General features: G+C 69.6%; 22 protein-coding genes. 16 read left to right on the plus strand and 6 right to left on the minus strand.

From position 1 onward, the window contains the following. The first annotated feature begins 160 nt into the window (after window positions 1-160). The gene (locus G6O69_RS32410) at window positions 161-1333 is read left to right on the plus strand and encodes a S1 RNA-binding domain-containing protein (RefSeq protein WP_172307339.1); all 1173 of its coding nucleotides are present in this window, start codon (window positions 161-163) and stop codon (window positions 1331-1333) included. On the opposite strand, the gene G6O69_RS42500 is transcribed toward G6O69_RS32410, so the two are convergent. Next, window positions 1326-2204, minus strand: coding sequence for a methyltransferase domain-containing protein (locus G6O69_RS42500; protein ID WP_172307340.1), 879 nt, complete (start codon window positions 2202-2204; stop codon window positions 1326-1328). The two genes, G6O69_RS32410 and G6O69_RS42500, sit on opposite strands and share 8 nt — an antisense overlap. A gap of 40 nt (window positions 2205-2244) precedes the next feature. Here G6O69_RS42500 and G6O69_RS32420 point away from each other — a divergent pair, with 40 nt between their 5' ends. The 3 genes from G6O69_RS32420 to G6O69_RS32430 all read left to right on the plus strand — a co-directional run bounded on the left by G6O69_RS32420 (window position 2245) and on the right by G6O69_RS32430 (window position 5308). Next, window positions 2245-3462, plus strand: coding sequence for an FIST N-terminal domain-containing protein (locus G6O69_RS32420; RefSeq protein WP_172307341.1), 1218 nt, complete (start codon window positions 2245-2247; stop codon window positions 3460-3462). 79 nt (window positions 3463-3541) lie between these two features. Further along, the gene (locus G6O69_RS32425) at window positions 3542-4006 is read left to right on the plus strand and encodes a hypothetical protein (protein ID WP_172307342.1); all 465 of its coding nucleotides are present in this window, start codon (window positions 3542-3544) and stop codon (window positions 4004-4006) included. 15 nt (window positions 4007-4021) lie between these two features. Beyond that, on the plus strand, window positions 4022-5308 hold the full coding sequence (locus tag G6O69_RS32430) for a penicillin-insensitive murein endopeptidase (RefSeq protein ID WP_172307343.1): 1287 nt from the start codon (window positions 4022-4024) through the stop codon (window positions 5306-5308). Window positions 5309-5415: 107 nt separating this feature from the next. Here G6O69_RS32430 and G6O69_RS32435 read toward each other — a convergent pair whose 3' ends face one another. Together G6O69_RS32435 and G6O69_RS32440 are read right to left on the minus strand one after the other, a co-directional pair. Then, window positions 5416-6357 carry a fibrinogen-like YCDxxxxGGGW domain-containing protein gene (locus G6O69_RS32435; RefSeq protein WP_255215931.1) on the minus strand — a complete coding sequence of 314 codons (942 nt, stop codon included), beginning with the start codon at window positions 6355-6357 and terminating at the stop codon, window positions 5416-5418. Window positions 6358-6839: 482 nt separating this feature from the next. Then, the gene (locus G6O69_RS32440; RefSeq protein ID WP_172307344.1) at window positions 6840-7340 is read right to left on the minus strand and encodes a hypothetical protein; all 501 of its coding nucleotides are present in this window, start codon (window positions 7338-7340) and stop codon (window positions 6840-6842) included. 121 nt (window positions 7341-7461) lie between these two features. On the opposite strand from G6O69_RS32440, the gene G6O69_RS32445 reads away from it, so the two are divergent. The 3 genes from G6O69_RS32445 (at window position 7462) to G6O69_RS32455 (ending at window position 12586) form a co-directional block, all read left to right on the plus strand. Further along, entirely contained in the window at window positions 7462-8880 is a 1419-nt protein-coding gene (locus G6O69_RS32445) for an NlpC/P60 family protein (RefSeq protein WP_172307345.1), read from the plus strand. A 197-nt stretch (window positions 8881-9077) separates the two neighbouring features. Next, entirely contained in the window at window positions 9078-11189 is a 2112-nt protein-coding gene (locus G6O69_RS32450) for a DUF1592 domain-containing protein (RefSeq protein WP_172307346.1), read from the plus strand. A gap of 2 nt (window positions 11190-11191) precedes the next feature. Next, complete coding sequence (locus G6O69_RS32455) at window positions 11192-12586, plus strand: DUF1552 domain-containing protein (protein WP_172307347.1); 1395 nt, start codon at window positions 11192-11194, stop codon at window positions 12584-12586. Here the strand turns inward: G6O69_RS32455 and G6O69_RS32460 are convergent. After that, complete coding sequence (locus G6O69_RS32460) at window positions 12576-12773, minus strand: hypothetical protein (protein WP_176397221.1); 198 nt, start codon at window positions 12771-12773, stop codon at window positions 12576-12578. The two genes, G6O69_RS32455 and G6O69_RS32460, sit on opposite strands and share 11 nt — an antisense overlap. Here G6O69_RS32460 and G6O69_RS32465 point away from each other — a divergent pair. After that, entirely contained in the window at window positions 12772-13602 is an 831-nt protein-coding gene (locus G6O69_RS32465) for a hypothetical protein (RefSeq protein WP_172307348.1), read from the plus strand. The two genes, G6O69_RS32460 and G6O69_RS32465, sit on opposite strands and share 2 nt — an antisense overlap. Before the next feature lie 69 nt (window positions 13603-13671). On the opposite strand, the gene G6O69_RS32470 is transcribed toward G6O69_RS32465, so the two are convergent. Together G6O69_RS32470 and G6O69_RS32475 are read right to left on the minus strand one after the other, a co-directional pair. Further along, on the minus strand, window positions 13672-15015 hold the full coding sequence (locus tag G6O69_RS32470) for an IS701 family transposase (protein WP_172307349.1): 1344 nt from the start codon (window positions 15013-15015) through the stop codon (window positions 13672-13674). Window positions 15016-15398: 383 nt separating this feature from the next. After that, window positions 15399-16019, minus strand: coding sequence for a TetR/AcrR family transcriptional regulator (locus G6O69_RS32475; RefSeq protein WP_255215932.1), 621 nt, complete (start codon window positions 16017-16019; stop codon window positions 15399-15401). Window positions 16020-16278: 259 nt separating this feature from the next. Here G6O69_RS32475 and G6O69_RS32480 point away from each other — a divergent pair, with 259 nt between their 5' ends. Genes G6O69_RS32480 through G6O69_RS32515 form a run of 8 tightly spaced genes read left to right on the plus strand, consistent with a single transcriptional unit; the run spans window position 16279 to window position 25986 of the window. Further along, a complete protein-coding gene (locus G6O69_RS32480) occupies window positions 16279-18303 on the plus strand; it encodes a hypothetical protein (protein ID WP_172307351.1) in 2025 nt (674 codons plus the stop codon). A 22-nt stretch (window positions 18304-18325) separates the two neighbouring features. Further along, a complete protein-coding gene (locus tag G6O69_RS32485; protein WP_172307352.1) occupies window positions 18326-19498 on the plus strand; it encodes an acyl-CoA dehydrogenase family protein in 1173 nt (390 codons plus the stop codon). Window positions 19499-19512: 14 nt separating this feature from the next. Next, a complete protein-coding gene (locus tag G6O69_RS32490) occupies window positions 19513-20757 on the plus strand; it encodes an acyl-CoA dehydrogenase family protein (protein ID WP_255215933.1) in 1245 nt (414 codons plus the stop codon). A gap of 14 nt (window positions 20758-20771) precedes the next feature. Beyond that, a complete protein-coding gene (locus tag G6O69_RS32495) occupies window positions 20772-21995 on the plus strand; it encodes an acyl-CoA dehydrogenase family protein (protein ID WP_172307354.1) in 1224 nt (407 codons plus the stop codon). Continuing rightward, a complete protein-coding gene (locus tag G6O69_RS32500) occupies window positions 21992-23104 on the plus strand; it encodes an NAD(P)-dependent alcohol dehydrogenase (RefSeq protein WP_172307355.1) in 1113 nt (370 codons plus the stop codon). The genes G6O69_RS32495 and G6O69_RS32500 overlap by 4 nt, the downstream gene beginning before the upstream one ends. Beyond that, window positions 23101-23571: a DUF4334 domain-containing protein gene (locus G6O69_RS32505; protein ID WP_172307356.1), complete on the plus strand. Its 471-nt coding sequence runs from the start codon at window positions 23101-23103 to the stop codon at window positions 23569-23571. The genes G6O69_RS32500 and G6O69_RS32505 overlap by 4 nt, the downstream gene beginning before the upstream one ends. Window positions 23572-23576: 5 nt before the next feature. Beyond that, the gene (locus G6O69_RS32510; protein WP_255215934.1) at window positions 23577-25154 is read left to right on the plus strand and encodes a long-chain-fatty-acid--CoA ligase; all 1578 of its coding nucleotides are present in this window, start codon (window positions 23577-23579) and stop codon (window positions 25152-25154) included. 7 nt (window positions 25155-25161) lie between these two features. After that, window positions 25162-25986 carry an NAD(P)-dependent oxidoreductase gene (locus tag G6O69_RS32515; RefSeq protein WP_172307358.1) on the plus strand — a complete coding sequence of 275 codons (825 nt, stop codon included), beginning with the start codon at window positions 25162-25164 and terminating at the stop codon, window positions 25984-25986. Window positions 25987-26032 lie beyond the last annotated feature (46 nt).

A 26032-nucleotide genomic window follows, 5' to 3' on the forward strand; every position in this document is an offset into this window, starting at 1 on the left:
CTGATCCCGCCGCGCTGCCCCAGTCGCGCCGAACTGGCAGCCCCGCGCCCGAGCACCCCCTAGGTGGCTCAAAACGACGCCCCAGCCTCCCGCGCGGCCATCGACAGCGAGCTGCCCGCGCCCCTGTACGCCGCCCACAGGTGTGATAGAAGCGACGACCATGGTCGAGGACGAAGACTTCGCGGCCCTTTTCGAGCAATCCGGCGGTGGCAGGAGCGCGGGCGGACGCCAGCTCTCCCCCGGGGAGTCCGTCCAGGGCACGGTGGTTCAGATTGGCCGACAGGTCGTGTTCGTCGACGTCGGGACCCGCTCGGAGGGCGAGATCGATCGCCACGAACTCGAGGACCGCGACGGCAACCTCAAGGTCGCCATCGGCGACCGCCTGCGGCTCACGGTGGCCCGCGGCGGCGACAAGCCCAAGCTGGTCACGCGCCTCGGCGCAGGCGCCGGTGGCGTCGACCTCGAGCTCGCCCTCGAGTCCGGGGCGCCGATCTCGGGCACGGTCACCAAGGCGGTCAAGGGCGGCCTCGAGGTCAGCATCGGCAAAGCCCGCGCGTTTTGCCCGGCCTCGCACGTGCACATCTCTTACACCCCGGACATCTCGATCTACGAGGGCCAGACCCTCGACTTTCGGGTCATCGAGGTCCGCGACAACGGCCGCTCGGTGATCGTCTCGCGCAAGGCGCTGCTCCAGGAGCAGCGCGCCGAAGCCGGGCGAGAGCTGCTCGCCTCGCTCAGCGAGGGGGCCATCGTCGAGGGCACCGTCCAGACCATCCAGCCCTACGGCGCCTTCGTCGATCTCGGCGGGGCCGAGGGCCTGGTCCACATCTCGGAGCTCGGCCACGGCCGGGTCGAGCGCGTCGAGGACGTGGTCTCCGTGGGCGAGCAGATCCGCGTCAAGGTCCTCAACATCGAGGTCGGCGCCCCGGATCAGCCCCCGCGCATCAGCCTCTCGCTGCGCCAGGCCAGCCAGGGCTCCGGCGACGCCGGCGGCTCCGGCAAGAACGAGCAAGCGGTCGTCGACGCCGAGGTCGTGCGCGTGGAGGCCTTTGGCGTGTTCATCGAGACCGCCACCGGCGCCGGCATCGTGCCCACCCGCGAGCTCGACCTGCCCCCGGGCGGAGACCCGCGCCGCGCCTTCCCGGTCGGCAAGCAGATCCGCGTGGTCGCCATGGGCAGCGACGACAAGGGCCGCACGCGCTACTCGATCCGCCGGGTCGAGGAGGTCGAGGCCCGGAGCAACTACAACCAGTTCCGGGCCAAGCAGCGCAAGCAAGACAAGAAAGCCGACCTCGGCAGCTTCGGCGAGCTCCTCAAGCAGAAGCTCAACTGAAGCCAGCGGTGCTCGCGAGCAAGAACTTGATCCGCCGGTAGTCGCCCTCGGCCTCGCCGAAGAGCGCCCGCACCTCACCGCCCCCGGCGAGCAGCTCCGCCGGGGTCGCCGAGGGCGGGAGCTTGGCCCACAGCGCGGCGTAGCGATCTTTTGCGATCGCGGCGAGCTCGGCCACAGGCGGGAGATCGGCGAGCTCGCGCCGGGCTCGTGCGCCCTCTCGACCCCAGGGCGGATCGACGAAGAGCAGCGTGTCCGGGCCGCCGTGCTCGGGCGCGAGGGCGAGGGCGTCGCCCTGGACGAAGCGCACTCGGCCCGCGACGCCGTAGACCTTCGCGTTGTGGCGCGCCATGGCCAGACGCTCGGCGTCGCGCTCGAGCGCCACCACCGGGCACCCCTCCCGGGCGAAGGCGATGGCGTTGCCACCCACGCCACAGCCCGCGTCGACGACGGGGCGGCCTCGCGCCCAGCGGGCCATGCGAAGCGCGAGCGCCTCGGGGGTCAGCGACCAGCGCCCCTCCTCATCGAGGCGCACCCCGCCGCGCGTGAAGCCCGGCGTGGTCGCGCGCCGTCGACGGGCGTCCTCGGTCCGCGCCCGGCGAACCGCTGGGCGACGCAGCTCGGGCTCGATCTCACACTCGACGCGCCGACCGTCGAGGACGAGACCGCGCAGCCGCGCGGCCAGGTCCGCCGCCAGCTCCGTCGACAGCTGCGCCCTCGCCTCGATCAGCGTGGCACCTGCCTCGGAGCCCGCCTCGGCCAGCTCCCAGCCAGCGCCAGCGTCGTCGCCACGCGCGGTCGGCCCGAGCAGCCTGCGCAGCTCGACCCAGGGCGGGAGCCCCGGGACTCGGACCTCGTGGGTTCGCTCGGCCACGGCGGGAGCATACCCGCTTTGTGCCTGCTACCCTCCGCCCGTGCGTTGGGCTTCCGCCATCAGCGATGCGGACGACCTCGAGGTCGCCATCGAGCAGAGCACCGATGAGCTGCAGTCCCAGCTCGAGGGCGACGCCCCCGATCTCTTGCTCGTCTTCGTCAGCCGCGATCACCAGCACCGCTGGCACGAGCTCCCTGCCTTGCTCCGCGATCGCTTCCCTTCGGCCACGGTGCTCGGCTGCACCGCCGGGGGCGTGATCGGTGACGGCCACGAACTCGAGGAGGGCCCCGGCCTGGCCCTCACCGCCGCTCGCCTGCCGGGCGTCGAGCTCACCGCCTTCCACATCCCCAGCGAGCGCACCCCGGACCCCGAGCCTGATCCCGCGGCCGATCCCCGAGCCGAGCGCGAGCGCTGGCTGCGAGCCATCGGCATCCCCGACGGCCCCGATCCCCACCTGATCTTGCTCCCGGATCCCTTCACCTGGAGCGGCCCCGAGCTCCTCGCCAGCCTCGATCGTGCGTTCCCAGGCGGGGCCAAGATTGGCGGCCTCGTGTCCGGCGGGCGCCGCCCGGGAGAGCACCGCATGTTCTGCGAGCGCTCCTGCCACCACCGCGGCATGGTCGGCCTGGCCATGCGCGGCAACATCGAGGTCGACACCATCGTCGCCCAGGGCTGCCGCCCCGTGGGCACGCCGCTGTTCGCCACCCGCCGCCAGGGCAACGTGATCTACGAGCTCGACGGCCGCGCCTCCGTCGAGGTCCTCCAGCAGCTGCTCGACGAGCTGCCCCCCGAAGACCGCGCCCTCGCCCACTCGAGCCTGTTCATCGGCGTGTCCATGACCACCGAGCGCGAGGTCTACGACCAGGGCGACTTCCTGGTTCGCAACCTCGTGGGCGTCGACCCGACCAGCGGCGCCATCGGGGTCGCCGCCGAGCTCCAGGGCAACCCGGTCGTGCAATTCCACGTCCGCGACGCCGAGACCTCCGCCAACGAGCTGCGCGAGCTCCTCGCGGACTACGCCTACGATCGCCGCGCGGAGCGCCCTCAGGTCGCCCTGCTCTTCTCCTGCCTCGGCCGCGGCGAGGTCCTCTACGGCGAGCCCGACCACGACAGCAACGCCATCCGCGAGCTCCTCGATCCTGGCCTGCCCATCGCCGGCTTCTTCTGCAACGCAGAGATCGGGCCGATCTCGGGGCACACCTTCATGCACGGCTACACCAGCGCGATCATGTTGGTGCGCCCCGCCACGGTGATCTGAGCGGCGCGCGGCTGCTCCCACGGCCCGCTCCCCCCGGCGCGCGGCGCCCTGCGCCGATCTGTCCGCTTGCGCCCCGTCCGTGCCCGCGGCAACCTTCGCCCGGGCCACCCACATGTTCTCCTACCAGCTCTACAACCTGCTCCACGTCCTCGGCATCATCCTCGTGTTCATGGCCTTCGGCGGATGGGCCTTCCACGGCATCTCCGGGGGCACCAAGGAGACCAACAAAGCCCGCGCCCTGCTCGCTGCGACCCACGGTGTCGGCATCTTGCTGATCATCATCGCGGGCTTCGGCATGCTCGCCCGCGTGCGCTCCATGCAAGCTGGCCTACCTGGTTGGCTGCACCCCAAGCTCTTCATCTGGGTGCTCTTCGCTGCGGCCCCCGCGGTGTTCAACCGCAAGCCCGAGTGGAGCAAGGCGCTTTGGTTCCTCTTCCCCCTGCTCGCCGCGGTGTCTGCGTACTTCGCCATCAACCACCCGGGCGAGTCGGGCGCTGCGGCGCCGGCGGCCAGCGACGAGGCGGCCCAGACCGAGGCCGAGTGAGGTAGATTGAAGCGCATGCGTGGCGGCGAGCGAGTGAGGCGTCTTTGTTGGGCGCTCCCCCTGCTCTGCCTCGCGTGCGCCTACCCGCTGCTCGAAGACGGCGAAGACGAGGCCGCGAGCGAAGCCAACGCCGTGCGCACCACGGTCCAGGCCTTCGCACAGCGCCTCGCCAGCCCCCCGCCGCCCGCGGCCCAGCCCCAAGCGGCGGCGCCCGAGGGCGAGCCCAGCGAGTCGGACGAGTCCGAGCGCGACCCCGCGGGCGATCAAGCCCGCGCCCCTCTCGACGCCGAGCAGATCGCCGCGCGCCTCGACGAGGCCCGCGAGCTCCTGCGCGCGAGCGAGATCAAGCTCCGCCCCCGCGACACCCCGCGCGGACCCCTGCCCGCCGGCTCCGCGCTGCGCGAGGCCTACCGCGAGGGCCGAGCGATCAACCTCGAGGGCCGCTTCGAGCAGGTCCGCGAGTGGGCCGCGCTCGCCAAGTTCGCCAGCGAGGAGCCCGGCGCCGAGCTGCGCCGCGGGCCGCTGGCCGGCTACGACCTCGTCATCACCCTCAGCGACAAGAAAAAGGGCCCCCAGCTCGCCTATCTGCACATCGTCGTGCCCCCTCGGGGCCTCGCCCAGGGCCCCGACGCGCACGGTGAGCACGAGGCCTGGGTCGCCGGCGAGCGCTGGGTCAACCTCTCGGACTACATCACCCCGGGCCGCGACTACCTGGTGTTCAAGTCCAACACCGAGGAGTCGCTGCACCGCCAGTGGGGGGCCGTCTCGACCATCGAGTCCGTGGTCGAGATCGCCGCCGAGTACCGCCAGCGCACGGGCCTGCCCCTGGGCGTCGGCGACATCAGCCACGTCACCGGCGGCAAGATCTCGGATCACTGGACCCACCAGCACGGCGTCGACGCCGATCTCTACCTCCTCGATCCCGCCGACACCGACAAAGACGGGCGCCCGCGGGTGTGGTGGAGCCACATCAAGCGCGGCGTCTCGATGTGGACCAGCAAGCCCAAGGGCAAGGGCGAGCGAGAGCCCCGCCTGGACCCCAACGACGAGCTCTCGCTGACCGCGACCAGCCAGCGCCTGCGCATCCTCGCGCAGATCGTGTTCGAGATCGACGCGGTCGCCTACTTCGTCCACAACGACGCCAACGTGCTCGCGCCCTTCGACGAGCAGGTCGGCGACCGCCGCCCGGGCAGGCGCTTCTTGCACGCCGACAACCGCGGCTACTGGCCGACCCACGCCGACCACGTCCACCTGCGCTGGGTCGAGGGCAAGCTGCCCGTGGACGTCACTCCGCGACCCTGAGCGCACACGAGAGGGCGTCGAGCGTAGGCGCGGGAGCCCATGGAGGCGTCGACGCCGTCCCGAGTGCGCCGGGCTCCTCCACGGACTCCTCGCTCAGGGCGATGCGCTCAGCGCAGGTAGACCGAACCGGCCCACCAGGGGTACCAGCCCTCGTCCTCGCTCCCAGCCTCACCCCAGCCGATGCGGAAGCTCGCCGAGGCCGCGCCCACGCTGAAGGGGGTGTCATTGCTCGCGAACACGGTCTCGCAGCTGTCGCAATTGACCTCCTCGTTCTCGGAGCCATAACTGACCACCGGGCCGAGGTCGTCGGCCGAGCCAAAGGACACGTCGCCCTGCACGGTCCCGCCGTTGGCGTCGTTCCAGTCGCTCTGCGTGAACAGGGCCCCGAGGATCCCCGAGGGGTCGTCGCCGTTGGCCCGCATCGAGTAGTCGCTCAGGTAGAAGGCCTCGAAGGTCGGCGGGAACTCGACGTCGAACACATAAGTGTGGTCTCCGGCCCCGTCGGCGGTGAAGGGCCGGCAGGCGTCGTCGATGCCCTCCTCCTCCGCGGCCTCGATCGCCGTCATCGTCGTGACCAGGTCGCCGTTGCAAAGGTGCGGCAGCGAGATCTCGGTCCAGCCGCCGCCGTCCGTGGTCATGTCGCAGTTGGTCTCGAAGGCCACCTCGCCGGGCATCACCCAGTAGCTCCCATCCCCCACGGAGCAGCCGTTCTCGAGGATCTCCAGGCAAGAGCTCGCCGCCGTCTCCTCGCTCGTGCCGTCGTTGCCAACGCAGGCCCCGCCCTCGGTGTCCGTGTCGGTCTCCGTGTCGGTCTCCGTCCCCGTGTCCGTGTCGGTCTCCGTCCCCGTCTCCGTCTCCGTCTCCGTGTCCGTCGTCGTGTCCGTCTCCGTCCCCGTGTCGGTCGTCGTCTCCGTGCTCGTGTCGGTCGTGTCCGTGTCCGTCTCGGTGCCGATGTCCTCTCCGGTCGTGTCTGCGTTGCCGTCGTCACTACAGGCCGAGGTCACCAGCGCCGCGATGGCCGCCAGCTCAATCAAATAATGGGTCTTCATGGATGTATCTCCTGACAATGAATGATGTGTCGATCGAGACAGCGCGGACGCGCAGCCGTCCTCCTCGTGAGCACCGACGAAGCCCAGACACCACCCCAAAACATGGGGCTGGCGTCATCACGTCCGCGATGAATGCGAATATCCTGCAACGTCGAGGGCGCGAGGTCAAACCAGGTCAAAGCATCGCGATGAGCAGGCGCGATGGCGGAGAGACGCGAGCGCGCTGCGTGTCGCTGCGCAGCGGGCACGCCTCGCAGGCTGCGACACACATCCCAGGCTGGAGCCGTCGCTACATGCCGCTGACACGCCGCCGCTCCCCAGGAGGGTGCCACGAGACAGGTTCGACGCGACGAGACAAATCCGCACAGCGAGATCAATCCACACAGCGAGACAAATCAGCGCAGTGAGGCCGGTTCAGCCTGGCCCGAGGGGGCCGCGCCGACGACCTGCACTCAGAGTCTGTGATTTTTTCCCGCACGTCGTCAGGTGCGTCGCTGGGCCCCGAGGCGCTGCGCGGCGGGCAGGCGCACCTCCTGCACCCGCCCGCGCTCGCCCTCGACGAGCAGCACGGCCTCGCAGTCGGGGAAGGCCAGGGCGTACTCGATCAGCTGGCGGCGCGTGTCTCGATTGCGCAGGCTCGCGCCCCGCTCGCGGGCCTTGAACTCGGCCACGTAGCGACGACCGCCGCGACTGACCAGCGCGTCGACGCGGATCGCGTAGCGTCGCCGCCGACCGTCGACCTCGAGCTCGGACCAGCCGCGGACCTCGAGTTCGAGGATCTCGTAGCCCGCGCGCCGCAGGGCTCGCTGGCTGCGCCGCGCGCCCTCCTTGCCCACCTTGCGCGCGCGGTGGGCCCTGCGGGCCTCTCGGCGCCGCTGAGACCACACCCCGAGGCGCAGCCCGAGGAACACCAGGACCAGGCCCGCGACCGCCCACCACCAAGATGGCCCATCCCCGACCCACAGCTGCGCGAGCGCCTTCACGCGGCCATCCTAGGGATCCCCGAGCAGATGACCCAGAAAGCCGCGCGGCCGTGATACTGGTCGTCCAGTGCCCGCCGGCGTCCCCGGAATCTTCTCGACCATGCCCGCGTCCGCGAAGCGTATGACGTCTCGTCCCCGCGCTGCTCGCTGGCGCCTGGCCACGGCCCTGGCCGTGCTCTCGGGCGCCTGTGGCGGCTCTACGCCCGAGTCCGCCCGCGTCGAGTCGGCGCCCTTCGTCGATGACGCGCCAGCCCCAGGGCAGGACGCGGACCCGCGCGCGAGCGCCGACGACTGCCCCAGCGCGCCCATCCCCGAGACCCGCGCCCCAGATGTCCGCCCCGAGCTCGAGCGGGCCGAGTTTTGGCTGGCCAAGCTGCCCCCAGAGGCCGCCGATCGCCCGCTCCTCGACGACGACGAGCGCCGCGAGCTCGCCGCCCAGGTCCGCGCCCTGCCCGGGGGCTGGCGCGAGGTCACGGATCCCAGCCTGGCCGACCCCGACCACGTCCACGCCGAGCTCGACGAGCGCCTGGCCTGGCTGCGCGGGCGCGTCGACGAGGGCAAGTACGTCGAGACCAGCCCCGGGGCCCTGGCCGCGGCCGCGGCTACGGTCCGCGCCGCCGAGCTGCTCCCCGAGGGCGGCAGCGTCCACGACGTCCTGCGCGAGACCCCGCTTTGGTGCGTGCCGACCACCGCCGGGCTCTACACCGAGCCCGTCGACCTCGACTTCGATCGCAACCGCTGCGCGTCCTTGCACCTCGGCGAGCTCGTCCGCGTGATCGCCCGCGGCCCCGAGGCGCGCTGGCTCTACGTCGACGCCGGCCACAGCGTCGGCTGGATCCGCGCCGAGGACAGCACGGGTCAACAAAGCGTCGGTCCAGCCGTGAGCGACGAGGCGCTGCGCGCCCGCGCGGCCCTGCCCCAGCTGTGGCTGTTCACCGACGCGCTCCCCCTGCGCGCCGGCTCGCACTTTCCTCTCGCCGAGGGCAGCAGCCGCGCCATCTTGCTGCCCACCCCCGAGGGGCCGACCGCCTCCCCGGTGGCCGCCAGCGTGGCGGCCGGCGACGCCCCCCTGCCCTTCACGCGCCGCCAGCTCTTCACCCAGGCCCTCGCCCAGCTCGACGATCCCTACGGCTGGGGCGGGCGCGCTGGCCTGCGCGACTGCTCGCGCTACCTGATGGACCTGTTCGCGCAGTTCGATCTCCGCCTGCCTCGCAACTCCGCGGTCCAGTCGCGCCTCGGCACGCGCAGCGTCGACGTCTCCGAGCTCGACGAGCAGGCCAAGCGCGAGGCGATCCACGCGGCCGCCGAGCGGGGCGTGGTCCTGCTCTACATGCCGGGGCACATCATGCTCTACCTCGGCGAGGACGGCGGCCACGACTACGGCGTGTCGGCGATCGGCGAGTGGCTCGAGCCCTGCCCGGGCGGCGCAGACACGGTCCACCAGATCAGCCGCGTCGCCCTGACCACCCTCGAGCTCGGCCGCGGGAGCGAGCGGCGGGCCTTCATCGAGCGTATTACTCGACTCGCCGTGTTCGAATAGCCAAGGGGACGGCTTCGCGCGGCACCACGAGCCAGCCTCGAAGTCCGCGAGCTCGCAGACGCGATTTTCCAAGCCCACAGTCTGCCGACGCCCAAAAGCTGCTCCGCCCGCGTCGATCGAGCAGTCGTGGATCCCAAACATACCGCCGACCAAAAAGTTCTTGGCTCCACATCTGCGAGCTCTGCACACTCGCGTCCATGGCCAAGCGACCCGTGGACCGCAGCTTGCTCCCCGCGCTCTGTCTGCCCTTCGCCCTCGCCGCCTGCTACTCGGGCTCGGGGCCCGGCGGCGACGACGAGGCATCCGACGACGCGGCCACGGCCGACGGCGGCTCCGAGGGCAGCGAGGGCAACGACACCGGCGAGAGCGAGGACCTCCTCGACCCCGGCCGCGTGACGATGCACCGGCTCAACAACGCCGAGTACAACAACACCGTCCGCGACCTCTTCTTCGGCATGCTCGACGTCTCCCCGGCAGACGAGTTCCCCGCCGACGAGCACAGCTACGGCTTCGACAACATCTCCGACGTCCAGAGCCTCTCGCCCCTGCACTTCGAGCTCTACGCGCGCACGGCCGAGAACCTGGTCGACGAGGCCCTGCGCATCGTCGCCGACGCCGAGCTCCACGCCTGGGAGGCCGAGGCCGACGCAGAGGCCTCGGTCGGCGGCGCCTCGGGCGGGTTTTGGAACCTGTGGTCGAACGGCGAGGTGTTCTCGACCTTCGAGGCCGCCGGCGACGGGACCTTCGTGTTCGAGACCCGGGCCTACGCCTCGCAGTCGGGCGACGACCTCGCGCACATGCAGATGACCATCGACAGCCAGGTGGTCTACGAGTCCGACATCGCGGCGACCGAGAGCGAGCTCGCCGAGGTCCACCAAGTCGAGGTCCAGCTCGACGCCGGCGTCCACAAGCTCGCCGTGGTGTTCACCAACGACGCCCTCGACGCCGACCTCAACACCGACCGCAACCTCTACGTCGACTACCTGCAGATCGAGGGGCCCAACGACCCGATCCCCAACCCCCTGCGCGACATGATCCTGACCTGCGACCCCGGGGTCGACGGCGAGGATCCCTGCCTGCGCCAGGTCATCGACGAGTTCGTGACCAGGGCCTGGCGCCGGCCGCTGACCACCGCGGAGGTCGACGACCTGATGGGCCTCTACGCCACGGTCGAGACCGAGGGCGGCGAGTTCGAGGACGCGCTGCGCCTGGTGCTCTCGGCGGCCCTGACCTCGCCGCACTTCATCTTCCGCGTCGAGCTCGACCCCACCCCCGAGGATCTCGAGCCCCACCCGCTGAGCGACTACGAGCTCGCCTCGCGGCTGAGCTACTTCCTGTGGAGCTCGATGCCCGACGACGAGCTCTTCGCCCTCGCCCGCGAGGGCAAGCTCCAGGACCAGCAGGTCCTCGAGCAGCAGGTCGACCGCATGCTCGCCGACTCCAAGTCCGAGGCCCTGGTCGAGAACTTCGCCGGGCAGTGGCTGTACATCCGCGCCCTCGACGACCTGTTCAAGGACACGGTCACCTTCCCCGAGTTCACCGACGAGGTCCGCGCGTCGATGCGCGCCGAGATGCAGAGCTTCTTCCGCGCCTTCATCGTCGAGGAGCGGCCGATGACCGAGCTGCTCACGGGCACGCAGACCATGATCGACGACAACCTCGCCCCGCTCTACGGCCTCGACCCCGTCGGCGCCGAGCCGGTCGCGGTCGACATCTCCGCGCTGCCCCGCGCGGGCTTCTTGACCACCCCGGGGTTGATGGCCGTGCTCTCGCACCCGATCACCACCTCGCCGGTCAAGCGCGGCAAGTGGGTGCTCGACCAGCTGCTGTGCGTGCCGCCGCCGCCGCCGCCGGCGGACATCGACATCCCCCAGCCCGACCCCGAGGCGACCGGGACCATGCGCGAGCAGCTCGACGCCCACCGCTCCGACCCGGTCTGCGCGTCCTGCCACTCGCTGATCGACCCGATCGGCCTGGCCTTCGAGAACTACGATCCGATCGGCCGCTACCGCCTGCTCGACAAGGGGCTCGAGATCGACCCCAGCGGCGAGATGCCGACGGACGGCGACGCCTTCGCCGACGCCCTGGGCATGGCCGAGCTGATGGCCGACGACCCCGAGTTCCCGCGCTGCACCATGAAGAAGACCATGACCTACGCCCTCGGGCGCGGGTTGACCCTCGACGACATCCCCTACCTCGACGAGATCGAGGCCGAGTTCGCCACCACCATGCGCTTCCCCGACCTCGTCAAGCTCATCGTCACCAGCGAGCTGTTCACCGCGCGCCGCGGCGAGCAGGAGGGTAACTGACCATGAAGTTCCAACTCCGTAACAAGCGCCACCTCCAGCCCGGCTACGCCCAGCGTCCTGGCTTCGACAACCGCTTTGGTCGCCGCGCCTTCTTGGGCGGGGCCGGAGTGGCCGTCGCCCTGCCCTTCTTCGAGTCCCTCGCCCCGCGCAGCCGGTGGATCCGCTCGGCCAAGGCCGAGCCCGGCGACGACCCGCTGCGCCTCGTCGCCTTCTACGTGCCCAACGGCATCGACATGGACGACTTCGTCCCGGCGACCACCGGCCCGGACTACGCGGCCACGGCGATCCTCCAGCCGCTCTTCGATCTGATGCTCGAGCAAAACGTGCTCGTGCTCAGCGGCCTCGACAACGTCCCGGCCAAGCCCGACGGCGCCGGCGACCACGCGGCCGGGACCGCGGCCTTCTTGACCTGCCGCAGCGCCAACAAGAGCGAGACCGACATCGTCAACGGGATCTCGATGGACCAGGTCTACGCCAACGCCCTGGGCGACACCACGTCGATCGCCAGCTTGCAGCTCGGCATCGACGGCGGGGCGAGCATCGGCAACTGCGACAGCGGCTACTCCTGCGCCTACTCGCGCAACATCTCGTGGGCCGACTCGGCCAACCCGCTGCCCAAGCTAACCTCGCCCCAGGTCGCCTTCGACCTGCTCTTTGGCGGCTACGATCCCCAGGCCACCGCCGAGGAGAACGCCCGCCGCCGCGCCTACCGGCTCAGCGTGCTCGACTACGTCGAGGAGGACGCGACCGCCCTCCAGTCCAAGCTCGGGGCCACCGACAGGCAGAAGCTCGAGCAGTACCTCGACGGCATCCGCGACCTCGAGCTGCGCATCGAGACCGAGGCCGGCGTGTGTGACACCAGCGCCTACTCCTACGCCTATCAGGACGTCACCGGCCACGTCCGCGCGATGCTCGACCTGATGGTGCTCTCGATGTCCTGCGACCTGACCCGCGTGGTCAGCTTCATGCTCAGCAACGGCGGCAGCGGGCGCAACTACGACTTCATCGGCGTGCCCGCCTCGCACCACGACATCAGCCACCACGGCAGCGACCCCGTCAAGCTCGACCAGCTGCGGATCATCGACACCTGGGAGGTCGCCCAGCTCGCCTACCTGCTCGACCGCATGCGCGGCGTGAGCGAGGGCGAGTCCAACCTGCTCGAGAACTCGCTGGTCTACTTCTCCAGCGAGATCGAGGACGGCAACAGCCACTCCCACTACAACATGCCGATCATCCTGGCCGGCAGCGCCGGCGGCCAGTTCATCAACGGCCAGCACCTGAGCTTCGACGAGGGCAAGGTCTCGGAGCTGTTCATCACCATGCTCCAGTCCCTCGGCGTGGACATCTCGAGCTTCGGCGACGACGGCATCGCGCCCCTCGCCGGGCTCACGGTCTGAAGACGCGCGCCCCTGGGGCGCGAGCGAAGTCGAGCATGACCAAGCGGTCCTCGATGACGGCCAGCGACGCACTCGAAGGCGCGCTGGCCTTCATTTTGGGCTGCTCACGGTCCTGACCCGCCTCGAGGTCGGCGCGCGCCGCCGGCTGGCCTCTGCGAGCGCCGCGGCCGACAATCGATCGGCGCATGTCCGACGAGATCGAGATTCACACCGACGAGGGCGTCGAGATCGACGCCCGCGCCCGCGTCACCCTCGAGCCAGCGCTCGCCGTTCACCTCGACACCGGGGCCGACCAGGCCCGCGGCCTCGAGCTGGTCGTCGCGCGCCTGCGCCTCGGCGGCGCGCAGATCCTCGCGGCCTGGAGCGAGGACAAGGCGCTCGGCGTGCGCGGCGAGCCCGAGCCCGAGCTCGCCCGCGCCCTGCTCGAGGTCAGCCAGGGCCGCCCGCTGAGCTTGCACCTGCGCCTGCCCACGGGCGTCGAGGCCAGCGCGCGCTGGCTGCTGGCCCTGGTCACCCAGGCGCCGGCGGAATTCCTGCCCAGCAACCTGCCGGGGGCCGACGACCTCGAGAGCGTCTCGACCCTGACCTACGCCCGCTTCGCCCGCGCCCCCGGCCACCGCAACCCCGATCAGATCCAGGCGATCGAGAACCACGCGGTGACCACCGTGACCGCCCAGCTGCGGACCATGAGCTGGCGGCCGACCCGGGTCACCCGCAAGCCCGGGGGCTGCGAGCTCGTGTGCCTGCGCGGGGCCGAGGCCGTCCGCGTCGAGGTCCGGGGCACCGAGGGCGCCGGCGATCGCCTGCTGCTCTCGCGCGGTGACATCGAGCGCGCGAGCGAGGGCCCCTGCATCCTCGCCGTGCTCTACGCCATCGAGACCCACGAGCTCGACGGGCGCTGGGTCGCCCAGGGCGGCCAACTGCGGCTCATCGAAGGCTGGGACCCCTCGACCCAAGGCGAGCTCCAGGTCGCCCAGTATCGCTACCTGCTGCCGCCCTGGTCCGACCAGGGCTGAGTGCGCGGGCGCCTAGTACGACTTGATCACATCCGCGAGGGCCTGATCGGTGGCCCCCGTGGGTCGATGTCACGTCCGCACATGGGACAGTGACCCAGCAAGTGAAGCAGGACCACTTGTAGTAACGCTCGGAATGCCTGGATGGTCAGCCCGGGCTCGGCTCGCTGTGCTTTCCGCCTCCGGGTCCTCCGGGGAAAAAATCACGCGGTGGAGCGTGAGGAAGGCGTGAGCTGCGGCGACCAGGGCGACGTGGTGGTGGAAGCCTCGCCATGTTCGTCCCTCGAAGTGGTCGAGGCCGAGCTCCCCTTTCATCTCCTGGTAGTCCCGTTCGATCCGCCAGCGAAGCTTGGCCAGGTAGACCAGCCTCTTGACCGTGGTCTTCGCGGGCAAGTTCGACAAATAAAACGCGGTTGGCTCCTTCTTCTTGTAGGACCACTCACACAGCAGCCACTGCACTTCACCCGGTGGGTGCCCTGACCGATGCCGGTGCGCGGTTCGGATGCGTAGCACCGCGAAGCGCCGCCGCTGAGGCCCGCGCGTCCCGTGGCGCCATTCGACGTGACGGAAGCGCCTAGCAGGCAAGTTCTTCGCCAGCTCTTCGACCGAGACGGGCTCGACTCCTTCAGGGGAGACCCACTTTGTTCGTGGCCGCCCCTTGGTGCCGGGAGCTTTGGACGGAGGAGGGCTCGGGCACGTCCCTGGCGGCCATACGACCGCGTTGCCGGAGATGCGCAGTACGTAGTGGAGCCCGCGTTCTTCGAGTCCCTTGCGGAATTCCGTCGAGTCGCCGTAGGCCGCGTCGGCGAGCACCGGTCGAGGCGCGAGCCCCCACTCGAGGGCGCGGTCGAGCATGCCGAGGCCGAGCTCGAGCTTCGTTTGATGGGAGAGCTCCTCGGGGACGCCTGCCTTGGTCCGGCGCCTTGGGTCGTTGGCCCAGACCTCGGGAAGAAACAAGCGCATGCCGATGCAAGCGCCGCCCGCCTCGCTGGCGAGGTGGAGGCTTGCTGCGACCTGGCAATTGTCGAGGCGGCCCATCGTCCCCGAGTACTGACGCTGTACCCCGACGGAGTGCTTGCCCTTCTTGGGGAAGCCGGTGTCGTCGATGACGAAGGCGTCGAGGCCCGGGAGCTTGTCCTCGACGCGAAGGGCGAGTCGGCGAAACAGCTCCCACTCGTCCCAGTTAGCGATCGTGATCGCCTGCTGGAGTTGCTGGCGGATGGCTTCGCTGTCACCGGGCGCGGCTGCGAGGCGCTGAGCGATGGGCACCATGCTCTTGCGCTCGCCATCGAGGAGAAGCCCACGCATGTAGTTGGCGAGGGCCTCGCGCCGCTCGCTGCGACCCATCTGATGAGTGATGTAGCCGAGAAACTCCTCGAGTTCGGCCCCCACCCGGGAGATTTGTTCTGGAGTCACCCCCGTAGCAGATCACAGCCGGGGATCGTTGTCGATCCCCATATGACCAAGTAGTCCTAGAGCGGCAATCAGTTTGGAGGCGCGCTCTCAGGTGCGTCTGGGCGGTCTCGTGGCGAGGAGCGAGGCCGAAGCTGTGGTGGACCCACTGCGAGCGCCGAGCGACAAAGACCACGGGGCCGCCCAGATGTGCCTGAGAGCGCGCCTCCAAACTGATTGCCGCTCTAGGAGCCCGTGGTGAAACCCAACACGACACCTGGCTTGGTCTTTTCGCCGAGGGCTTTGTCGCCAAAACTTGCAGTACGCCCGGTACAGCGGCGTTTTGGCTTCGCGCCCTCGACGAAAAACCCGGCGCCAGGAGCCGCGCTGGGTTCCACCACGGGCTCCTAGGCTTCGGCTTCGGCCTGTAGCGAGGACTCGAGGTGCTCGCGCAGCAGCTGGTGGAGCGCCTCGATCGGGATCTCGGGGCTGACCAGCCAGCGATAGAGCAGCCCGTCGACCACGCTGGCGAAGAGCTCCGCCGCGAGCCGAGGGTCGATCTGCGCCGCGATCTCGCCTTGGGCCTGTCCCTCCTCGATCCACCCGCTCAGCGCCCGGATGTGCGCGGCGTTGAGCTTGGCGACGTTGGCCCGATACTCGGCGCTCGGATCGATGCTCGCGTAACGCAGCAGGTACATCGCGCGCAGCTCCTCGGGCTCGTGAACGATGAAGTCGTAGAGCGCGTCGGCGACCCGCTGGAGCGCCGCGATGCCGCTGGCTCCGTCGACCCAGCGCTCGACGTGCTCGAGCCACTGCGCCGCGACGCTATCGTGCACGTGGGCCAAGAGCCCCGCCTTGGAGCCGAAGCGGTGCGTGACCAGACCCCTGGAGTAGCCCGATCGCTCGCCGATGCTGGCCAAGGTCGTGCCGGCGATCCCCCGCTCGACGATCAAGCCCACGGCGGCCTCCGTCATCGCCTGCTCGGACAGCGCAGTCCGCTCACTCTGTCGCCGCTTCTTGCCCGCCAAAGCCGATGATTCTTACCGCACTTTAACTTGTCGACGACAAGTAAAGCCCGGACCACACCTGCGCAACGGTGATCACGTTCATCCTCAAACAACGTCCCAGAACCCTATAAAACCGCGATAACGGCGATATTCGAGCGCCCTCTTTTCCCTGTTGACAGCAGTCAAACCACCTCTCTAACTTGCTTGTCACCAACAAGTTTTAGAGCTGTCGACCACCCCTCATTGCTCGCCGACAGCTCCATTGAAGGGATGTGGACCCATGTTGATTCGACCCTCCGTATGGACAGCGGCGCTCATCGCCGCGCCAATCACCCTGATCGCCAGCTCGGCCAAGGCCGACGATCCTCCCCTCCTCGACCAGCAGGAGATTCGCTCGCCGTGGATGGCCGCCTGCGATGGCCAGCCCGACGCGACCCCCCTGCCCGTCGACGCGCGCACCCTGGTCGTGCCTGGGGTCAACACCAACCCCAGCGCCGCCGTGCAGTTCAACGCCTTTTGGGTCGACATGCACGACCCACCCGCGCCCTACGTCTCGAACCTCGCTCCGAACCCGACCACCTGCGGCGAATTTCGCGACAGCATCGAGCGCGGCCAGTACAACATCGAGCGTCGGCCCTACTTTCAGCCCTTCTCGACCGCCGAGGGCTTCTACACCCTCTACCAGCTGTGGGGTTACCTGCTCCCGCCCTCGGACTTCGATGAGCAGGTGATGAAGCGCTACGGCCTGACCGAGGCGCCCTACGACAACCCCTACCCCTACCCCTGGGAGAACCCCAACCTGACCAACGGCGGCAGCGGCCAGCTGCCCCTGGGCTTCCTCCAGGGCCAAGACGAGAGCGGCAATTGGAACGGGCTGATCTCGGTCAGCTGCTCGTCTTGCCACGACTCGCGCCTGGGCACCGACAACGAGGCCTACTTCCACTGGGGGCGCTCAAACGACGCCAACGACGCTGGCGTGATCGCCTCGGACCTGTTCCGCAACAACGAGATCCTCAGCATCGCGATGCTCGCGCCGATCCCCTGGAGCACGGGCCGCGGCACGACCGACGCCATCGGCATCGTCGACCTCCTGCCGGCGCTCTTCGACATGGACACGATGATGTTCGCGCCGAGCCTGCTCGAGTACTTCCCCTCCCACGCCGGCGGCATGTCCAAGGCCCCCAACTGGTGGTACCGCGCGTTCAAGACCCGTCAGTTCTGGGACGGCGCGCTGTCCTCGGACAACGTGCGCTCGGAGATGGCCTTTGGCATCGCCAACTTGCTGCGCTCGGCCGAGGAGCGCCGGGCGCTGACCGCCGAGTTCGAAGACATCGACAACTTCTTCCTCTCGATGTCGCCGCCCACCTACCCCTATGAGATCGACGAGGATCTCGCCGAGCTCGGGGCCGTGCTCTTCCACGAGCGCGACCTATGGGAGTTCGGCGGCAACGCGGAGATCCCCAAGCCCGAGGGCAACGGCTCGTGCGCGAGCTGTCACGGGGTCTACTCGCCGCTCTACGCCGAGGACACCGACTACCTGCCCGATCCGCGCCTCAAGGGCATCGCCGGCGTGATCACCCCGACCGAGACCATCGGCACCGACCCCGCGCGCGTCGAGCTGATGGCCGACGAGCGCAAGCGCCGGGCCTGGGACACCTCGTTTTTGGCCTACAACGACATGAGCCCCGATCACCCGGGCTTCGCCGACGATCTGATCACCAGCGAGCTCAACCGGGTCCCGCGCGCCGCCTACGACAAGGGCACCGGTCCGATCTTCTCGCCCGAGGGCCCCAACAAGTGGATCGAGCCCTTCGGCTACATGGCGCCGCCGCTCTACGGCGTGTGGGGCAACGCGCCCTTCTTCCACAACGGCAGCGTGCCCGACATCTGGGGCGTGCTCGACCCCGACTCCCGCCCCGACGTGTGGCAGCGCCACACCACCTCGGGCAACATCTTCGGGGCGAACGAGGGCTACGATCCCAGCCACGACTCTTACGACTGGGATCTGCTCGGCTGGAAATATACCGACAAGCAATGCAGCGACTGGATCTTCAACGATCCCTTCTTGCCCTGCTCCGAGGACATGGCGACGATCGACGTATTGTTCGCCAACATCGCCAACTGGGTCGCAAAGTACAACTCGCTGGCCTACCAGTCGCCGCCGCCGATCACGAACAAGCAAATTCGGTCGCGCATGACCTTCAACAGCCACCTCTACGGCAACGGAAACCAGGGTCACGAGTTCACGCAGACCTTGACCGATTATGAACGTTGGGCGATTATCGAGTATATGAAGACCCTCTAATTCGGGCCTTACAGTGCCACAAATGACGCCTCGCACGATCTTCGACCCCGAGCATGAAATCTTCCGAACCTCGGTCCGGAAGTTCTTCCAGACACGCGCGGCGCCCAACGTCCCACGTTGGCGCCAGGAGGGGGTCGTCGATCGAGCGATCTTCGAGGACGCGGGCGCCCACGGCTTGCTGCTGATGTGGGCGCCCGAGGACTACGGCGGCGCAGGCGTCGACGACATGCGCTACGAGCAGATCATCCAGGAGGAGAACTACCTCCACGGTGATCCTGGCCTGTGCCTGACCTTGCACTCCCGCGTGGTCGGGCCCTATATCGGCCATCACGGCAGCGAGGAGCAAAAGCAGCGCTGGCTCCCGCCCGCCATCAGCGGCGAGAAGATCCTCGCCGTGGCCATGTCCGAGCCCGCCGCCGGCTCGGACCTCGCCGGCATGCGCAGCCACGCCGAAGATCGCGGCGACCACTGGCTGCTCAACGGCGCCAAGACCTATATCTCCAACGGCCTGCTCGCCGATCTCATCGTCGTCGCCGCGCGCACCGGCGCGGCCAAGCACGAGATCGGCCTGTTCGTCGTCGAGGCCGACATGCCGGGCTTCTCCCGCGGGCGCAAGCTCGACAAGCTCGGCCTCGACGCTCAGGACACCGCGGAGATGTTCTTCTCCGACGTGGTCGTGCCCAAGCAAAACGTGCTCGGGGACCCGCGCGCGGGCTTTCGCTACCTGGCCCAGGCGCTCGCCGTCGAGCGCCTGCAGATCGCAATTGGCTCGATCGCCCACGCTCAGGTCGCGTTCTCCTTGACCCTCGACTTCGTCAAGGAGCGCGAGGCCTTCGGCCGCCCCGTGGGCACCTTCCAGAGCCCCCGCTTTCGCCTCGCCCGCATGCGCGCCGAGATCGACGCGCTCCAGAGCCACATCGACCACTGCGTGATGCTGGCCAACGCCGGCGCGCTCTCGGCCGAGGTCGCGAGCGGCGCCAAGCTGCTGACCACCGAGCTCGAGGGCCGAGTCATCGACGACTGCCTCCAGCTCCACGGCGGGGCCGGCTACATGGAGGAGTATCGAATCGCCCGCATGTATCGCGACGCCCGGGTCACGCGGATCTTTGGCGGGACCAGCGAGATCATGGCCGAGATCATCGGCCGCAAGCTCGGCCTCGACGAGCGCCAATTCGTGCGCGCCGCCAAGGCCTGAAGTCAGGTCGAGACATGACCGCAACGATGCAAGCCCTGAAGATCGACCCAGACGACCGCGAGGCCTTCGCCGCGCACTGTCGGGCGTGGCTGCGCGACAACCTCCCGCCACGCCCCGACTTCGCCCTGCCCCAAGGCCCGCTCGAGATCGCCGAGCGCCGTCAGCTCGACTATCTGTGCACCTGGCAAGCCGCGGCCTACCGCGCCGGACTGGTCGGCTGCGACTACCCCGAGGCCTACGGCGGCGGCGGTCGCCACGACTGCCAGCGCATCGCCAACCGCGAGATGCAGGCCGCCGGCGCGCCCTTCTTGCCCAACGTCGTCGGCCTCGGCATGGCCGGCCCGACGATCGTCCATCATGGCAGCGAGGCGCTCAAGCGCGAGCTGATCCCCCGGCTCCTGTCCGGGGAGGACATATGGTGCCAGGGCTTCTCCGAGCCCGGGGCGGGCTCGGACCTCGCCAATGTCCAGACCTTCGCCGAGCGCAAGGGCGATCGCTGGATTATCAATGGTCATAAAATATGGACTTCCCTCGCCCACTTCGCCCAGTGGATGATCCTGCTGTGCCGCAGTGATCGCGGCAACAAGTACGGCGGCATGACCTACTTCGTGGTTCCCATCGCCTCGGCGCTCGAGCGCGGCGTCAGCGTGCGCCCGCTGATCAAGATGACCGGCGAGGGTGGCTTCAACGAGGTCCTGTTCGAGGACTTCGAGATCGACGACCGCTATCGCCTCGACGAGGTCGGGCGCGGCTGGAGCGTGGCCATGACCACCCTCGCCCACGAGCGCGGCGCCGGCAGCCTGGTCACGCCGACCTCCGGGGGCGCGATCGGAGACTCGCCCGACACCCTGACCGCCGCCGGGCTGATCGCGCTCGCCAAGACCTGCTATCGCGCGGGCAAGCCCGCGGCCGACGACCCGGTGCTGCGCGACGCCATCGTCGCCCAGCTGATCCGCCACGAGGCCTTCGCCCACAGCCAGCGCCGGGCCAAGGTCCCCGCGCTCTGCGATCACCCGGCGCGCCTGCCCCTGCAGCACAAGCTGCTGCTCTCGGAGCAGCTGCAAGACACCGCCCGCCTGGCCTGCACCATCGCCGGGCAGGCCGCGAGCTTGCACCACAGCGAGCCCAGCGCCCCGGGCGGCGGCCGCTGGCCGCTGGCCTACATGAACTCCTACGGCTTCACCATCGCCGCCGGCTCCAACGAGATCCAGCGCAACATCTTGGGCGAGCGCGTGCTCGGCCTCGCAAAGTCGAAGTGAAGGGCGCAGACACCATGGAAGCATCCAACGACTCGAGCGCCGACTTTGGCTTTGACGAGGAGGCCGAGCTGCTCAAGACCAGCGCCCGGCGCCTGCTCCAGGACCTCTGTCCCGTCGACGCCCTCCACCGCCTGATCGCCGCCGACACCAGCGACGCGCGGGCAAGCCAGGCGATCTGGGACCGCGACGCGTGGGCCAAGATGGTCGAGCTCGGGTGGCCGGCCATCGCCGTGCCCGAGGACTTCGAGGGCATCGGCATGGGCCTCCCGGCCGTGGCGGGCCTGGCCGAAGAGCTCGGCGGCGCGGCCTTCCCCTCTCCCCTGCCCGCCACGCTCCGCGCCGCCTACGTGCTCGCGGCCTGCGACCCGGCGAACGCAGGGTCCGCGCTCGCCGAGCTGTCCGCGGGCAAGACGATGAGCCTGGCGGTCTGCGACCGCCGCGGCTCGTGGTCCCCCGCCAGCACCGAGCTGCGCGCGACCCTCGAAGGCGGGCGCGTCACCCTCGACGGCGACCTCTGGTACGTCCAGGACGCCCAGAAAGCCGAGGCCTTCGTGGTCGCGGCGCGCGGGCCCGAGGGCCTCGGCCTCTATATCGTCGACGCCGACAGCCCCGGCCTGGGCCTCGTCCCCGACGCGATCAACGACCTCACCCGCGACCAGGCCCGCCTCGAGCTGCGCGGGGTTGCGCTCGAACTTGACCGGCAGCTCTCCCGCGACGCCGAGGCTGCGCTGCTCGCCGCCGAGCCTGCGATCTTGGTGCTGCTCGCCGCCGACATGGTCGGCGCGGCCGAGTGGCAGCTCCAGACCACCGCCGAGTACGCGCGCACCCGCGTGCAGTTCGATCGCCCGCTGGGCTTCTTTCAAGCCGTCAAGCACCCCCTCGTCGACATGATGGTCGCCATCGACGAGGCTCGCTCGCTGGTCTACGCCGCGGCGGCCAGCGTCGAGCGCGAGCCGGCGCGCGCCATGACCCTCGCGCGCATGGCCAAGTCGGCGGCCAGCGACGCCGCCGCCTTCTGCTCGGGTCGCTCGGTCCAGCTCCACGGCGGCGTGGGCTTCACCTGGGAGTGCTTCGTGCAGCTCTACTTCAAGCGCCAAAAGCATAGCGAGGCGCTCTTTGGCGACGGCCGCTACCAGCGGGCCAAGCTCGCCGACATGCTCATCGGCCCGATCGCTCAGGACTCGATCGCCAACAACGCGAGCGGGCGCGACCCCAGCCAGATCGGAGCGCTCGCTTGAGCCGCCTGAGCGTCCGCGCCGCCGTCGCTCGCCGCGGCGAGCCCTTCGTGATCGAGACCTGCGAGCTCGACGACCCCGGCCCCAACGAGGTCCGCGTGGCCGTCGAGGCCTGCGGGCTGTGCCACACCGATCTCACCGCGCAGTCCGGCGGCTTCGGCACGCCGCTGCCCGCGGTCCTCGGCCACGAAGGTGTCGGCCGCGTCGAGGCCCTCGGCGAGGGCGTCGATCACCTGGCCATCGGCGACCGCGTGATCATGAGCTTCGGCGCCTGCGGCAGCTGCCCGAGCTGCGCCGACAGCCGCCCGGCCTACTGCCGCCACGCCCTCGACTTCAACGTGTTCGGCCGCCGCCTCGACGGGAGCTCGCCGCTGCGCTTCGACGGCGTCCCGCTGACCGGGCACTTCTTTGGCCAGTCCTCGTTTGCGACCCACGCCGTGGCCGCGGCCACCAACTTGGTCGAGGTCGACGACGACCTGCCCGCGACCGTGCTCGCCCCCCTCGCCTGCGGCGTCCAGACAGGCGTCGGCGCCGTCGTCAACGTGCTCCGCCCCGCAGCCGGAGATCGCATCGCGGTGTTCGGCTGCGGCACCGTCGGCCTGTCGGCGATCATGGCGGCCAAGCTCGCCGGCTGCGCGGAGATCCTCGCCTTCGACCTCCACGCCAGCCGCCTCGAGCTCGCCCACTCCCTGGGCGCGACCACGCTCGTCGACTGCACCCGCGAGCAGCCGAGCGCGGTCCTGCGTGGCCACCCGAGCCTCGACCTGGCCTTCGACAACACCGGCAACCCCAAGGTGATCATGGCCGGCTTCGCGGCCGTGCGCGCTGGCGGGACCATGGCCCTCGCGGGCGTCGCCAAGCACGGCGCCGAGCTGCGCCTCGACCCCAACCGGATCATGAATGGCCGCAGCCTACGAGGCACGATCGAGGGCGACGCCGATCCCAAGCAGCTGATCCCCGAGATGATCGCGTGGATCCGCGACGGCGCCCTCGCGGTCGAGCGCCTCGTCACCCCTTACCCCTTCGCGGCCATCGACGACGCCGCCGAGGACATGCGCGCCGGCCGGACGATCAAGCCGGTCTTGCTGATGGAACAGGAGCTACCGACATGAGCGCAGAGATTCGCCTCCAGACATTCATCGACGCCGGCGGCGATCAGTCGCCCGCGGCGCTGCTCGAGTACTACGACACCCTCGATCCCATCGGCCTGCCCTTCATGTTCGGCGCCTGGGAAGGCGGCGTGCTCGCCACCGGCCACGAGGGCGAGCGGCGCATGCGACTGATCCGCTGGGTCGGCAAGACCTTCCACAGCGTCGACGAGGTCGACCCGATCATCTCGCGCAACGCTCAGGGCGGCCGCGAGGTCAACCCCGTGCTCGGCGACGCCTGCCTGCGGATGATCGAATTTCGCGGGGTCGTGAGCGCGACGATGGTCTACGACAAGCACCCGCTCTTCGACTACTTCCGCAAGATCAGCGAGGACCTCGTCATGGGGGTCATGGATCACAAGGGCCAAAACCCCCCGCTCTTCTTCTACCTGCGCCGACGAAACAAGCGCAGCCAGGGGGCCACGCCATGAAGACCATGGCCTCCGTCGTCAGGATCCACGCCCAGCGCCGCCCCGACAAGCCCGCGCTGATCTGCGGAGATCAGGTCGTCAGCTATCGCGAGCTCGATCGCCGCTCCAACCGGGTCGCCAACGCGCTGCTCGCCGCGGGGGTCGGCGCGGGCGACCGCGTCGCCTTCCTCGACAAGAACAGCGTCGAGTACTTCGAGCTGCTCTTCGGCGCGGCCAAGATCAACGCCGTGGTCGTGGCGATCAACTGGCGGCTGACCGCCCGCGAGATCGCCTATATCGTCAACCACGCCGAGGCCAAGGTGTTCGCGTTCTCGGCCGAGTTCGCCGCGCTCGTCACCGAGATCGCCCCGGCGCTGGAGTCCGTCGCCCACGTCCTGGCCATCGGCGACTTCGGTAGCGGCAGTGACCTCGCTGACGGCGACCCGCGCTTCGCCGACTACGCCAGCTGGCGCGACGCCGGTGAAGACCTCGACCCCGGCGTCGAGCAGTCGAGCAGCGACGTCGCCTTCCAGGTCTACTCCTCGGGGACCACCGGCAACCCCAAGGGCGTGCTGCTGAGCAACGCCAACGTGTTCTCGCTGCTGCCCACGACCTCGCTGAGCTGGGAGATCAGCACCGACTCGGTCAACATGATCGCCCTGCCCCTGTTCCACGTCGGCGGCTGCGGCTGGGCCATGGTCGGCATGTACCAGGGCTGCACCTCGGTCATCGTGCGTGACTTCGACGCCGCCAAGCTGATCGAGCTGATCGCCGCGCACCGCATCACCCACGCCTTCTTGGTCCCGGTCCTGCTGCACTTCATCCAGCAGGCGCCCAACGCCGAGGCCGGCGACTTCTCGAGCCTCGAGACCATCGTCTACGGCGCCTCGCCGATCAGCGAGGCGGTGCTCGCCGGCGCCCTGCGCCTGATGCAGTGCGGCTTCGCCCAGGCCTACGGGCTGACCGAGACGACCGGCGCGATCGTGACCTTGGCTCCGAAGGATCACGTCCTCGAGGGCCCCGAGCGCCACCGCCTGCGCGCCGCCGGCAAGCCCCACGCGGGCGTCGAGATCAAGATCATCTCGCCGGACACCGGCGAGGAGCAGCCCGTCGACGAGCCCGGCGAGATCTGGACGCGCTCGGGCCAGAACATGCTCGGCTACTGGCGCGACGCGGCGGCCACCGCCGAGGCCCTGACCGAGGACGGCTGGCTCAGGACCGGCGACGTCGGCTACTTCGACGCCGACGGCTTCTTGTACATCCACGACCGCGTCAAGGACATGATCATCTCGGGCGGCGAGAACGTCTACCCGGCCGAGGTCGAGAACGTGCTCATGAAGCACGCCAGCGTCGTCGACGTCGCGGTCGTCGGCGTGCCCTCGGAGATCTGGGGCGAGTCGCCGATCGCCATCGTCGTGGCCAAGCCGGGGGTCGACTTCGATCCCGAGGCCCTGCTCGACCACGCCCGCGAGCACCTCGCCAAATACAAGGTCCCGATCCGCGTCGAGCTGCGCGAGGTCCTGCCGCGCACCTCGACCGGGAAACTGCTCAAGAAGGATCTCCGCGCGCCCTACTGGAGCGACCGCGCGCGCGGAGTCAGCTGAAAGCACCATGACCAAATCCCTCGAGAACAAGACCCTGCTGATCACCGGGGCCAGCCGCGGCATCGGCCTGGCGATCGGCCTGCGCGCCGCCCACGACGGGGCCAACGTCGTCCTGCTCGCCAAGACCAAGACCCCACACCCGCGCTTGCCGGGGACGATCTACACCGCGGCCGAGGCCATCGAGCGCGCCGGCGGCAAGGCCCTGCCCGTGGTCTGCGACGTGCGCGACGAGCAGCGCATCACCGAGGCCGTGGCTACCGCCGTCGAGCGCTTCGGCGGCATCGACATCCTCGTCAACAACGCCAGCGCGCTGGCGATGACCGGGACCCTCGACACGCCCATGAAGCGCTTCGACCTGGTCCACCAGGTCAACGTCCGGGCGACCTTCGCCTGCACCCAAGCCTGCCTCCCGCACCTGCTCGCGGCCCCAAACCCGCACGTGCTCACCTGCTCGCCGCCGCTGCATATGTCGCCGCGGTGGTTCGCCCCGCACGTGGCCTACACCATGAGCAAGTACGGCATGAGCATGTGCGTGCTCGGCATGGCCGAGGAGTTCCGCGGGCGGGTGGCCTTCAACGCGCTGTGGCCCCGCACGATGATCGCCACCGCCGCCACTCGCATGCTCGGCGGCGAGCGCATGCTCTCGACCTCGCGCAAGCCCGAGGTCCTCGCCGACGCCGCCCACCTGATCCTGACCAGCCCCGCCCACGAGTGCACCGGGAATTTCTTCATCGACGAAGACTTGCTCCACGCGCACGGAGTGACGGACCTCGAGCCCTACTCGGTCGACCCCGATCTGCCCCTGACCGAGGACCTGTTCATCGAGCCGTGATCCAACTGTGCACGCGAGCCCACACGCCAAAGCAATGGACGGGGAC

The organism is Pseudenhygromyxa sp. WMMC2535 (genome assembly GCF_011083025.2).